At 43.8% G+C, this 15,692-nt stretch carries 1 protein-coding gene; it reads left to right on the top strand.

The window, feature by feature from the left end; all coding sequences use genetic code 11:
- Positions 1-744 precede the first annotated feature (744 nt).
- The gene (locus J4N22_RS13210) at positions 745-15,489 is read left to right on the top strand and encodes a T9SS type A sorting domain-containing protein (RefSeq protein ID WP_207495298.1); all 14,745 of its coding nucleotides are present in this window, start codon (positions 745-747) and stop codon (positions 15,487-15,489) included.
- Positions 15,490-15,692: the final 203 nt, after the last annotated feature.

The raw sequence follows: 15,692 nt of genomic DNA on the forward strand, positions 1-15,692 counted from the left end.
TTATATGCATTCCCGGATGATATAGGATGAGTATTTACCAATGTTCATTGATCTAATCAAATCCTTTATCCTTTTCATTGGACATAGCTTGTGCTTGATGCATCGTCGAGGGGAGAAGCTATTATTTGCATCTATCCATCATGTTAACATTCAGCCTGACTGTTGAGTACCGCCTTCTTAACTGCTGCTATTTTGATTGATTTATCTGCTGTCAATCTATTTGTGGCTTAGCTTCTTCCTTTAAAAAGCCTATTATGTACTTCCTTTATTTCCATATATTAAGCTGCATTACGACCAGTTGAAAGACAGTGTTATTTTGTGTATTTCGCTTGATTCTTTCCCTCCATGGGAATATGTACTGATGTGCCATACCTATAAGTAGGTATATTCTCTTTTAATTCCATATTAATTTGCCTGTCTATTAACATTTCATTTATTTGCTCCCCTGTTTCCTTATAATCATCCGGCCTCACCCCTATAGATGCATCTTATTGAGCCTGTGAACAATCAATTGATTGTGTGCTAGTAATGGCTTTAGCATGTATCTATTTTAGAGGCTTTGCTAACAGCTATATGAGAAAAAACATTATCCTATTGGCTTCTTTCATTAGAAGCCTGTATCCTCCTCCGCAACCTACACTACTGAAAACGATCCGTGCAACCTATACTTGGTTGGCATCATTAATAGCCCGGAATTATGTTCCGGTAAAACTTGTATTGGCCTAAACTCTTAATAAAAGGTATATGAAGAAGTACTTTTACTTTTCTCTCATTTTGTTTTGTCTATTGCTTTCCAGCACCTACGGTTATACCCAGAATATAGAATGGGAAAAACGTATGGGCGGCTCTGCACAATGGACAAAAACAACTGGTATAGACCACGGTAAAAGCGTAATAGCACTGGCGGATGGCTCTACTGTTGTACTTATTAATTCTACTTCTACCGAAGGTGATTTTGTAGGTAACAACGGGCACCGCGATGCTTATCTTTTTAAATACAATAGTAGTGGTACGCTGCTATGGAAGCAACGCTTTGGCGGCTCAGGCGACGATGTAGGCAATCAACTGATAGCAACACAGGATGGTAGTTTCATCATTGCTGGTACCAGTAGTTCTTACCCTGGCCCTGATGTAAATGCATGGGTGGTAAAGACGGATGGCGCAGGCAACCTGGTCTGGAGCAAGTCGTTTGGTGGCAGCCAGGCAGATGCAGCCAATGGTATCTGCCAGGTGCATGATGGATATATTTTCACAGGTTATACTAAGTCTAACAATGGACACCTGACAGGTCTTAGAACCAGCACATCGGAAGAAGATGTTTGGAATGTAAAGCTTGATTTTTCAGGTAATATTGTATGGAACAGGATATTTGGTGGAGGCTGGATAGACGTAGGTAATGCTATTGTACCTGCTGCCGATGGTAGCGGGTTTATTATTGCGGGTAATGTTCAATCGAATGATAGAGATGTAGCAGGTTTGCTTACCAACAAAGGCTGGCGTGCTGCGCTACTTTTTAAGATAGACTTCAATGGAACTGTTATCTGGAAGAAGAGTTTTGGCGGCACCGATGACGACCGCGCCGTAAGCGTGGTGAATATAGCAGGCGGTTATGCTTTCCTGGGTTCTACCCAATCGAACAATGGTGATATAACAGGTGCAAAAGGTGGCTTGGATTATTGGCTGGTAAAGGTGGATCTTAATGGAAACCTGTTGTCTTCTAAAAACTATGGTGGTCCTTCAAGCGACTTAGCATCGCAGCTTGCTACTACACCCGATGGTGGCCTTGTACTAATAGGAAGAAGCGATTCACCAAGTGGTGGTACTTCAGATCTATCTACCAACTCCCACACATGGGATAGCTGGACCATAAAAGTGAATGCTTCGGGAGCTAAGGTGTGGGACAAGCATCATCGCATTGGTAACGACTGGGGATTTGATGATGGTGCAGGTGTAGCCGTAAATGCAGTGGGTGAAGTATTCACTACCGGTGCCATAGCACCAGGTTTAGCACATTGGGATTGGCAGGGTGCAAAAGATGAGAATGCCTTTTTGATAAAGTACAACGATATAGGTGCACAACAATGGATTAAGGAGTTTGGCACCGAAAGGAAATTCACTGGCTTCGACAAAGGAGTTGCACTTAAGCAGGCGCAGGATGGCAGCTATTTCTTCCTGGTTGCTACTGAATCAAATGATGGTTTTGTAGCAGGCATGGGAGCAAAGGGATTGCGTGATATTGTCTTGCAAAAGTGGGATGCCAACAGGAACCTTGTTTGGCAAAAGCTAATAGGCGGTTCTAAAATGGATGATCCGCAGGATATGAAAATAACACCTGATGGTGGCGTTGTAGTGGTAGCTACATCTAATTCAACCGATGGCGATCTGCCTGGTTTAATCGGTGCTCCATTTGCTGACCTATGGGTGATAAAAATGGATTCAACAGGTGCAGTGCAGTGGAAGAAAAACTATGGCGGCTATGGCGACGATTATGCACATTCTGTTGAGCTGGCTGCTGATGGTGGTTATATCATCGCTACCCATACATGGTCTGGACAAGGAGGCGATGTGACGGCTACAAACGGGCAAAGTGAAGCATGGGTATTGAAAGTAAATGCAAGTGGAGTAAAGCAGTGGGATCGTTCATTTGGAGGTAGTGGTCGCGATGAAGGTTATAAAGTGATCGCTACTACAGATGGTGGCTTTGCCTTAGCTGGTTGGACTGAATCTACCAATGGCGAAGGCACAGGCAACAAAGGCGGCATGGATGCTATGGTGGTAAAATTTGACGCTAACGGTACTAAACAATGGTCGAAGACCTACGGTGGTTATGGCGAAGAATTTTGCAGAACGATTACACAAACAACCGATGGAAATTTTGCCATCAGTGGTTATACTAATACAAATAACCATGGCGATATAGGACCTACGGAAGCGGGTTCAAGAGATGTATTTGTTATCAAGTTATCTGGTGCCAATGGTGATTTGATCTGGAGCAAGAACTACGGTGGGCATTGGAATGATGAGCCAAGAGACCTGCAGGCAACTGCTGATGGAAACATCATGCTGCTGGCGCTGTCCGATGGCGGTACTGGTCTTTTCTCAGACAATGCAGGATTTGCAGATGTATGGGTGCTGAAGCTGAATGGAAATGATGGAACGATCAAATGGAAGAAGAATTATGCTTCGCCAATGTTTGATATTCCTTCTACAATATCTAAAGCAAACGGTGGCGGTTACCTGGTAACAGGTATTCGTAATCTTGATAATCGCTGGGATGTGGTAGACTACGAAACCAACGGTGAAGCATTCGCTTTTAAAATTTCTGATAACGAAGTACAAAGTGCTACAATCTCTTCATCAGGTCCTACTACTTTCTGCGCCGGAAGCTCTGTAACGCTTACAGCTGTTTCTGCCGGTGCTGTTTCTTACCAGTGGGTAAAAGATGGCGCTACCATGGCGGGTGCAACGCAGCAATCTATTACAATTAGCACAGCAGGTACATACGAAGTAATAGCAACCACTGCAGGTGGTGGAATAGCTACTGCCAGTGTAACAGTTGTTGTTAATCCTGTTCCTTCTTTCTCTGGAAGTTATGGACCTGGTGAACTAAAGCAAAACATAACTTTTGGTGGTAATGGTGCAGACCAGCCTACTTCATTCCGCCAGGGATTGGTAGCAACTGCAGACGGTGGTTATGTCTTCACCGGATTTAGCAATACAAACAGGAACGGCGACCTTGCCGAAATGCCTTACTACGGTCAAAACGATATGATCGTGGTGAAGCTGGATTGTGGTTTTAATATACAATGGAAGAAGTCGTTTGGCGGAACGGGCGACGACAGGGGATATGCAATCATACAAACCACTGATGGTGGTTATATGGTAGTTGGTACTACCTCATCACCTGTATCAGGCGATATTACATTGGCACACGGAAACATAGATGCATGGCTTGTAAAGCTGGACGCAAATGGTAACAAGCAATGGCAGAAGAGCTATGGCGGTACTGGTGTTGACGTGGTGAACTCCATTGTGCAAACAAACAGTGGTTATATCTTCTCTGGTAATACATCATCTGCTGATGGTGAACTGGCTGGTACCACAGCTAAAGGTGCTGGTGATATATGGATAGTAAAAATAGACGCAGCCGGAGCTATTGTAAAGCAGAAACGACTGGGTGGCACACTTTCCGAGGATGCTTATTACATCACCAAAACAAATGATGGCAACATTATCTATTGTGGTTTTACCCAATCTAACGATGGTGATATAGTAGGCGCTAAGGGAGGACAAGATGGATTTGTAGAGAAGCTGGACCAGGATCTAAACAAGATATGGGCTTATAACTATGGTGGAAGCAATACTGACCAGGTGGTAATGATAAAGCCTACCACAGATGGCGGCTTTATGTTCACCGGCCTATCAGTTACCGGCAACGACAGTGCTTCTGGCAATGGCGGAATTGACTACTGGCTCGTGAAACTGAACGCCAATGGAAATATTGTATGGGAGAAGCTATATGGTGGTAGCAGTACCGATCAGCCGCAGTCGCTCGATCTAACTACTGATGGCGGCGCGGTTTTAACCGGCGTTACGCTTTCTAACAATGGACAGGTAACCAACTTCAAGGGTGTACAGGATGTTTGGGTGGTTCGTACAAATGCAACCGGTGATCTTGTATGGCAAAAGACATATGGTGGTACAGGTGCTGACTATGGTATGACCATCACCCGCAACACCAATGGCGAGTATGTAACTATGAGCCGTTCTGTTTCTGTTGATGGTGACCTTGCTGGACTTAACAAAGGAGGTTTCGATATTTGGATAACGCGTATTGCTGATTGCGGATCTGTAATCACAGCTACTGTTACACCAGCTAATCCACCAGTTGTTTATGGCAGTCAACTAACGCTTACTGCTAATGCTGGTCCAGGATATACTTACCAGTGGTTCAGAAATAATACTATAATAGCCGGAGCTAACGGACAATCTTACACTGCCACACAACATGGCTTGTATAAAGTGCAGATCTCATCTTCGGGTTCATGTGCATCATTCTCTAACGAGGTACAGGTAATATTCAACAGCAAGTTTTATGTAAATGACAACACTACCAGTGGTGATGTATTTACTACAGCTATAGGTAGCAATAGCAACCCCGGTACGGCAAGTGCTCCGTTTGCTACTATACAGCATGCAATTTCGCAGGTAAAAGAAGGAGATACCATATATGTGGATGCAGGAACTTATGTAGGTCAAATAACTATTGATAAAGGTGTATACATTCAAGGTGCAGGCAGAACAAAAACAACTATTGCACGCGATACAACAGCGACCCTGGCAATGACACCAGGTCTTAATGAAGCTGCTATTGTACAAACTACACAGAACATAGGCAATGTGTATATCAATGATCTGGCAGTAGACGGGCGTAATGGTATGTCTTCTTTCACCGGTTCTACAACAGCTATTTTGTTGCAAACAGGAGGAGCAGTGCGCAACATCGACATCAGGAATATGAAGCTGAAGACATCAGGCTCTGATGAAGGTAATGGCTTGTATGTTTATTATAATCATGGTGTACTGCCTCGCAGAACATTAGAAATCACAGGTAACACCATTAGTGGTTTTACATGGGTGGGTATGAATATACAAGGTGATAGCCTTGTTGCTACAGTATCACAGAATGAAGTGGATGCAGCAGGCGCCAATTATGGTATGGCTGTGTCTGCGGGTGTATGGGGTTCTACTTTGCGTGACTTTACATTTATATACAACAGCTTAAAGAACTTCAACGGCTTCGGCTTAAATATCGGAGCCATCAATCCTGTTGTGAATTTAAACAGCTTTGTTCCTGCTAGTGGTGCTAAAAACATCATCAACAATGGTGGTAGTTTCAGTGCACCTTGTAACTGGTATGGCACTACAGATTTCTCTGCTATCAAAAACACCATCCAGGGCGATGTATACTTTACTCCATGGCTAATGAGTGGTGTAGATACAAGCAGTGCTGTAGGCTTCCAGCCGGGCGGCGAATGTAATGGTGTGCCTACTACTTATTATGTAAATGATGGTAGCCAGTCAGGCGACAGGTACACTACAGCAATAGGTAATGATGCTAACGATGGATCTTCATCTGCTCCTTTTGCTACCATTCAAAAAGCATTTGAATACCTTCCAGCTGGTGGTACTATTTACATAGATGCAGGTACTTATGATTTTGCAAATACGACTTTCACGCTAAACAAAGCAGTGACTTTAGTTGGTCCAAATGATACCATTACGCCAAACAATGTTGCTGATAAGTTATTGCCAAACACGGGCAGGTTTGCTGAAGCTACACTTACCAATCTTACGCTTGGTATAGCCACCAGTGGCATCAGTTTCAGGGGTCTGAACTTTGTTCCGGGTACACGTACATTGGCAGTATTGTCCAATGCTTCAGCAGGTAACTTCCAGTTCAGGCACAATAAAGTAACCATAGCTTCTACCATTGCTTTTTCATTTAATGGTGTAGCTACTACCCATGCTGATTCTATTGTTTCAGCAGGTTATGTTTTTGAAGACAACAGGTTTGAAAAAACCACAGATGCATCTGCGCAGGCCATCAATATCAACTACGTGAAGAATGTTGATGTGATCAACAACTCGTTTGTACGCGTAGGCACAACAGCGCGTAGTTTCATCATCAATGTGGTTGGCCAGACGGGTATTGTTGATCAATACAGGCTGATCGGTAACACCATGAAAGGCGTTAACTACGGCTTGTTCTCATTAAGGGTTGCAAAGGTTACGATCTCCAACAACAACATTAGTGAGTACAACCACGGACTGATGCTACAGGCATCAATACCTGGTTCTACAGATATCACTGTCACCAAAAATATTTTTGAGAATGCTTTCCCTACTTCTAACCATATTACTTGCCGCCTGTTTGAAGGCGCAAACCCTGGTAGTAGTGGAAAGGCATTGATAGAAGACAATACTGTTATTGCAAATGGAACAGGATTGACCAATATGCCACCTGCTATTTCTACGCAGGTTACAGGTACTGTACTCAATCCTCAAATGACGATCAGGAGAAACAGGATCGTTCACACTGGTGACTACAGTAGCTATACTTCATCGCTACTGGGCGTTAGCTTAAATGGTAACACCACCAACACCACAGTAGAGAGTAATGAAGTAACATATACAGGTACAGGTTTACAACCTTCTGCTACTCCTGGTATGTTCATGGCGGGTATGTTCCTGGCTACCGATGGCGGTGCAAATGCAATTGCGCCTGGTTCTACCCTCAATTTCAACAACAACAAGTTGAGAGGTTACAAGCACTCGATCGCTTTGTACGACGGTATCACAAGCGGCGTCAATACCAATCCTTACACTGGCTTTGGTAATGTGCCTGCTGGTGTTACTATCAATTTCAACAACAACAGTTTTACCAACGACTCTATTTCTATCAATGCTGGCGATACAGGTAACGTAGTGCATGCAGATTGCAACTGGTATGGTAGCAATGCTGCAACACAGGTTGCAACGAAAGTCACATCGAAAGTGAGTCAAACAAAGTGGCTGGTAAATGGAACAGATGCAAGCACTGAAACAGGTTTTCAACCGATGCCAAACGTTTGCTTCGGCAACCAGGTATTGTTCTATGTAAACGATAGCACGCAAACCGGCGACAGGTTTACCACTGCTATTGGAAATGATAATAATAATGGTTCAGCTGCCAGCCCGTTTGCTACCATACAAAAAGCCTATTCAGTAGCACCGGCAGGAAGTACTATTTATGTAGATGCAGGTAACTATGATCTGGGTGGTACAACTTTGACCCTTGATAAACAAGTAGTGTTTGTAGGGGCTAACCAATCTGTTTCTCCTAATAATGCTACTGATAAGCTGCAGGCAAATACCAGCAGGTATACAGAGTCAATTGTTAGAAATGGAAGATTTGATCTGCATACTAGTGGCGTTACCATGCGTGGATTCTCTTTCGTGCCAGGTAGCAGGTCACTTGTAACACTTGCCAATGTTGCAGTTGACAGCTTTAGCTTCATAAAGAATCGCGTTACTGTTTCCTCGGGTACAGCTATAAGTTTGGCAGGTCCGGCATATATATATGTTGACTCGCTTTTATCAGCTGGTCATCAATTTGATGATAATCGTTTTGAGAAAGTATCGGATACTGCGGCAACCGCCATCACGCTCGGATACATGAAGAACGTGAGCGTAACCAATAACACCTTCGTTGGAACCACGCCTGGTGTACGAAATATGCGTTCAATAAGTTTTGGAAGCTTTGGACTGGTTCACCAGTTTCTGATGGATGGTAACACCATGGCTAACGTACAGCAAGGTGTGCATACGCTGTATGTAAGCAAAGGAGTGATCAGTAACAACCTTGTGAAGGACTATAACCAAGGCATCTTTGTGCAAACAGTGTTTGGAGCATCCACTGATGTTGCTGTAAGTAAAAATGTGCTTGAATCTGCTGTTGCAAGTACCAACCACATCGTGTTCCGCCAGTTTGAGGGAGGTTTTGCAGGTAGTACAGCAAAAGCAGTCATCAAAGACAACACCATTAGTATAAACGCGACAGGTTTAACAACTGTGCCGCCGGCAATTACTAACCAGGTATTGGCCAGTGTAGTAAATCCACAGTGGACGATCAGCGGTAACCGCATCATCCATTCGGGCAACTTCAGCCAGGTTACATCTGCTATCCAGGGTATAACCTTAAATGGTAAAAACGCTGGATTGACTGCAACCAACAATGAAATAACGTTTTCCGGAACAGGTTTGCCGGTAACATCTATACCGTCAGTGTTTCGAGCGGCAATGGTGGTATCAACAGATCTTGGCGCACATAAGCTAACACCGGGATCAAATCTTGCTTTTGCAAACAATAAGATAACTGGCTATCAGCATTCCATTGCATTCTACGACTACAACGATAGCACCGCAGGAGGCGATAACTATGTAGGTTTTGGAAATATTCCAACAGGTGTCAACGTGAGCATCGTTGAGAATAGCTTCATCAATGATTCTGTTTCAATTAATGCGGGAGATACAGGCCAGGTGGTAATGGCTGGATGTAACTGGTACGGTGGCGCAAGCGCTACTTATGTAGCAGGTAAAGTAACATCTAGAGTTAGCCAGTCAACCTGGTTGAATAATGGTACAGACGCAAGTAGTGATGTTGGTTTCCAACCTGTCGCTAATGCATGTATCTCTGGCCAGACCAGGTACTACGTAAATGATAACAGCAACACCGGAGACGTATTTACATCTGCAGTGGGTAACGATGCCAATGCTGGTACAGCATCTGCTCCGTTTGCTACCATAGCACATGCATATAATGTAGCACAGGCAGGCGATACCATATTTGTGGATGCAGGTACTTATGCTGCAACCGATATATTTGTTGGCAAGCCTCTGACTTTTGTAGGTCCTAATAGTACAATATCACCTAATGATACAGCCAATGCAAAAGCTGCTAACACAGCACGCCGCGCAGAGGCAGTTATAACAGGTGCAACGTTCAATATTGGCACCAGCTTCCTGGGCTTCAATGGGTTCACGTTCGATGCAGGTAACAAGCCAGCGTTTGCAATGAATGATACGCTAGGTTTCAAATCAATTGACATCAGCGCCAACATCTTCAAGATCACCAATACTGAGGGCAGGAATGTGATCAACCTTAACGGTAGGTTTGCTGCTGCCTCTGAGCAGATCACATCATCTGGTGTGGAGATAACAAATAACAGGTTCGAAAAATCAGGTAGTGCCGGTGGTACATCTATCAATGTAAACTACCTGAAGAATATACTTGTACAGGAGAACTCGTTTGTGGTAACAGGTTCTACTTATAGAACACAGACCGCGATGAACTTCGGTGGAACAGGTATAGTAGACTCTGTTGTGGTGACTGGTAATACAATAGATCAGCCAGCAACGGCTATCAACGGTCCGCGTATGCTTAGGGCAACTATCACCCACAACGTGATCGACAACAGTGCAACAGCCTTTGCATATTCCAATGCCTTGGCAGAAGCAACCACATTAGTGATTGCCAATAACAAGATGGCAAACACAACTGGTGGTGCTCCTTTCATGAACTTCAATCGTACTGGTGCAACAACTGGTACAGCAATCAATAGCATCAGCATTCAGAACAACACCATCAACGCTCAACCTGTGGTAGGTTTGGCTAACCAGCTAATGGCTTCTATGATAGTGACGTTTGCAAATGCTACGAAGAATACAGTTGCTTCTATCAGTAACAATCGCATTACGTACACAGGTGACTTTAGCACCATTGAAAGCCAGTACAACAGGCCTGTTACAGTAAGAGGTAACATAGAGCAGGCTGTGCTGGAAAACAATGAGATCGTACTGAACCGTACAGCGAACATGTTGCCGGTACCTGCTGGTTTCCCATTACCAGACAATCCTGGTATAACGATCATCACCGACAACACAACCAATAGCTGGATGCCTGCAACTGCAGTTGTAAGTGTACAGAACAACCTGGTACATGGTTTCAAGCAGTCTGTAGTGCTGTACGATCAGTCATCTACTGGTAAAGACAGCTATGTTGGTTACGGTAATGTACCAGCAGGAGCAACAATCCAGATCAATAACAACAGCTTTACCAACGACTCATTGTCTGTCAACAGTGGCGACATGGGTGCTACCGTAAACGGCGATTGCAACTGGTATGGAGATGCTTCAGCTTCTTACGTTGCAGGTAAAGTCACGCCTGCTGTTATCTACCATTCATGGTTAAGGAGTGGCATCGACTCAACCAGTGCAGTTGGTTTCCAACCTGCGGGTGAGTGTGCTGGTTTAGATTGCACAGGTCTTACAGCCACCATCGCATCAAGTGGTACCAAAATTATTTGTGGTCAACCGGTTGTTCTTACTGCCAACACAGGTGCAGATTATAGCTACCAATGGATAGTAGGAGGTAATGACATAGCCGGTGCAACTGACAGTACCTATACTGCAGGTGCAGCTGGTGCTTACCAGGTGAAAATAAGCCAGCCGAATGGTTGTTCTGTACTATCAGATTCAGTTGTGATAAGAATAGAGGCTGATACTGTGGCGCCAGTTATTGTAGTGAAGAACGTAACTATAAAAACAGACTCTACCGGAACAGCATCAATTGTTCCTTCGGATGTCATTATAAGCATTACAGATAATTGTGGAGTAAATGCAGACAGCACTTTCATTAGCCAGACAGTGTTTGACTGTGCAAACTCAAGCGGTGCAGATGCTACATTGCGCCAAGCCATCAAAGCAAATACCTCTATAGGTAACCAGGTTTTTAGCGGTGAATTGGGTACACCTTTCAGTGTTAACAATCCTGCTGGTATCATGGTCAGCAAGCTGTCAGCTTTTGACCATAATGGTGATGGTATTAACGGTGCTAATAATGGTGGTGTACGTGTGGCTATTTTCAGTGAAGCAACACGAACCATTGTTCCGGGTTTGGATACAATCATTGCTGGTAATGCGGATGGTCTTGTTAATGGGTTTCGTTACAAGAACATACCTGCAGTACACCTGGCTCCAGGAAACTATGTAGTAGTAGCAAAAGGATTTGGTGCAAGCGAGATGAATGGAAATGCAGCTATTGCTGGTGCTACCAGCTATCCAGCTGGTGATTTGGCAAATGGTGCAATTAGCTACAATGGTAATAGTATGTATGGTGAAGACAATCCTTCTACATTCAGCTATCCAAGCAATCCAGACCATTCACCTAATCGTTACTTGGCAGGTTCGTTCACTTATACACTTCCTGGCACCAGTACGTATGCGGTAACGGTAACAGCTTGGGATGCTAGCGGTAATGCTGCAACAGATACAGCAACAGTAACAGTAGTATGTACAGGTGATGCAGATCCATGTATGAATGATACAACAGGACCGGTGATCATTGCAAAAGCTTTTGCAATTACAGCGGGTGCCAGTGGTTCTGTTACTATACAGCAGTCAGATGTTATTCAATCTATTACTGATGAATGTGCAGTTAATGCAAATAGTATTCAGATAAGTCCTGCAGTGTTAAGTTGCGGTAATACGGCTGATGCAACGCCACGTAGTCCTTTTGTTTCTCCTTCAAAAGAAGGTAACCAGGTATTCCATGGAGAGTTAGGAAATGCATTCTCTGTAACCAAACCAGTTGTGATTAACCAGCTGGGTGCTTTCGACGATGAAGGAAATGGTATTACTGGTACACAACAAGGAGGTATCAGGGTGGCCATATTTGATGCCGCAACTAAAACAGTTGTTCCTGGTTTGGATGCGATTGTAGCAGGGAATGCAGACAACTTTAAAAATAACTACAGGTACAAACTAATCAACCCTGTTCTACTTCCTGTAGGTAACTATATGGTGGTGACGAAAGGTTACAACAGCAGTGAAAGAAGCGGTAATGCAGCTATTGCAGGAACAACTTATCCTGCTGGTGATCTTGGATCAGGAGCAATAGCCTTTAACGAGGTAAGCGCTTATGGTGAGGATAATACATCTTCTTCATTCATCTATCCAGGCAATCCTGACGCTACAGCAAATCGTTACTTGAATGGAAACTTCATTTATACGATAGCAAGTGTTACTGAGCATACAGTTACAATAACTGCTGCTGACGTTAAGGGTAATGTTACCCAAACAAATACCATTGTAACCTTAACATGTCTGCCAGCAGATCCATGTGCAAACGATACAACAGCACCGGTGATTACCGCCAAAGATGCAGTGGTAACAGCCAATGCCAGTGGTAGTGCTACATTAAATGCTGCTGACTTTGTACAATTCATCAGTGACAATTGTGCGGTAGATTTTAATACTGTACAGGTATCACCTGCACAGCTAAACTGCACAGGCGGCGATGCTACCACACGTAGTGCAATGGCTGCTTCAACAAACATGGGTAACCAATCATTTGTTGGAGAATTAGGTAATCCATTTACAGTACATGCACAAGGCGGAATTGTTATCAACCAACTGGGGGCATTCGACCACCAAAGCAATGGTATCAATGGAACACAAAATGGAGGTATTCGTGTAGCCATTTTCAATGCAGCTACACAAGCAATTGTTCCAGGTTTAGATGTGGTAGTAACGGGCAATGGTGATAATTTCGTCAACAACTATAGGTTCAAGAGGTTGAGCAGCGGCGTTACATTGGCTCCTGGTAATTACATGGTAGTTACCAAAGGTTACAACAACAACGAGTTGAATGGTAATGCAGCTATAGATGGAATGAGCAGCTATCCTGCAGGTGATAATGGCAATGGTGCCATCAGCTTTACTGGTAGCAGTGCTTATGGAGAAGGTAATGCAAGTACTTCCGTATTTAATTTCCCAGGCAATCCTGATGGTAGTGCCAATAAATACCTTGCAGGAAACTTCCTGTACAGCATTGTAGGCAGCAATACGCAAACAGTGACCGTGTCAGCAAAAGATGTAAATGGAAATACAGGTTATGCAACCGCTACGGTAACATTGATCTGTCCTCCGCCAGCTGATCCATGTGCTAATGATACAACAGCACCGGTGATCACAACCAAAGATGCAGTGGTAACAGCCAATGCAAGTGGTAGTGCTACATTGAATGCTGCTGACTTTGTACAGTTCATCAGTGACAATTGTGCGGTTGACTTTAATTCTGTCCAGGTATCGCCTGCACAGCTAAACTGCACAGGTGGCGATGCTACCACACGTAGTGCAATGGCAGCTCCATCCAACATCGGTAATCAATCATTTGTTGGTGAATTGGGCAATCCATTTACAGTACATGCACAAGGTGGTATTGTTATCAACCAGCTTGGTGCATTCGATCACCAGGGCAATGGTATCAATGGAACACAAAATGGCGGTATTCGTGTAGCCATTTTTAATGCAGCTACACAAGCAATTGTTCCTGGTTTAGATGTGGTAGTAACCGGCAATGGCGACAACTTCATCAACAACTATAGGTTCAAGAAGTTGAGCAGCGGCGTGACATTGGCTCCTGGTAATTACATGGTGGTTACCAAAGGCTACAACAACAATGAGTTGAATGGTAACGCAGCTATAGATGGAATGAGCAGCTATCCTGCCGGTGACAATGGCAACGGTGCCATCAGCTTTAGTGGTAGCAGTGCGTATGGAGAAGGTAATGCAAGTACTGCAGTGTTCAACTACCCAGGCAATCCTGATGGTAGCGCCAACAAATACCTTGCAGGTAACTTCTTGTACAGCATTGTAGGTAGCAATACACAAACAGTAACAGTATCAGCAAAAGACGTAAACGGAAACATAGGCTATGCTACTGCAACAGTAACATTGATCTGTCCTCCGCCAGCTGATCCATGTGCTAATGATACAACAGCACCTGTAATTGTTTCAAAGGAAGCAACCATCAAAGCAGGTGCAAATGGTATAGCTACCATACAACCTGCTGATGTAATACAATCGATCAGTGACAATTGTGCTGTTAACTTCAACAGTATCCAGTTAAGCCAAACGCAGTTCACATGTTCAGGTGGTGGAAACAGTTCACCTACTAGACAAGCAATTGTAGCACCATCTAGCACGGGGAACCAGGGTTACGGTGGTGAATTCGGTACACCATTCACTGTGCATAATGGCAGTGGAATCTTCATCAATCAACTAGGTGCTTTCGACCACCAGGCGAACGGTATAACAGGATCAATAAATGGTGGAGTACGTGTGGCTATATTCAATGCAACTACAAAAGCTATTGTACCTGGGCTGGATGTAACCATCTCCGGCAGTAGCGATCCATTGGTGAGTGGCTTCCGTATAAGAAGTATTTCTCCTGTCTTTCTTCCACAAGGTAATTACATGGTGGTTGCAAAGGGATACAATGCTACAGAGCTAAATGGTAATGCTGCTATTGATGGAATGAGCAGCTATCCATCAGGCGATTTGGGTAATGGTGCCATCAGCTACAACGGCAACAGTGCTTATGGTGAACCAGGAGCTAGTTTCAATTATCCTGGTAATCCAGATGCAACACCAAACAGGTACCTGGCTGGAACATTCGGATATCAAATACCTGCGCCAAGTGTATATACTGTTACCATCACAGCAAGTGATGTAAATGGAAATACAACATCGGCTACAGCTACTGTGAATGTAGTTTGTGAACAAGCAGGATCTGGCGAGGTTTCAGAACGTAATGTTTATGTTAGTACGCAGCCGGTCAACCAGCAGGTGGATGCAAAAGTATTCCCTAATCCATCATCAGGCAGGTTCACTGTACAACTTTCTAATCTTTCTGTACAGCAGGTAACATTGCAGGTGATGACCCAAAGCGGTGTAATGGTAGAGCAGAAAAAGATAGATCTAACAGGTAAGACAGCATTGCTCTCAGTTCCATTCGATCTAACTCGTCATGCTTCAGGAATGTACTACGTACAGGTGATTTCTGGTGACGGAGTTCAAATGCTGAAAGTAATGATCCAACGATAGGTAATACAAGAACAATCAAACTTACAAAGCCCCTCTTCCAGGGGCTTTGTTGTTTCAATGATGTTATCAAAAAATTTTCTTCTATAAATCTAGGCTGATAAGAGTGGTGTTATCATTATTCAAGTTCAATGTTACATTTAATTTATTTTTAATCACATTGCGCGTTCACCTATTCATTAATCCATATTGCCCGACTATATTTG

Origin of the sequence: Aridibaculum aurantiacum, assembly GCF_017355875.1 — a bacterium.
GTDB lineage: Bacteria > Bacteroidota > Bacteroidia > Chitinophagales > Chitinophagaceae > Segetibacter > Segetibacter aurantiacus.

Bases quoted from the DNA above. Each gene is read 5' to 3' on its own strand.
- J4N22_RS13210 (WP_207495298.1), top strand. From the start codon at position 745: ATGAAGAAGTACTTTTACTTTTCTCTCATTTTGTTTTGTCTATTGCTT.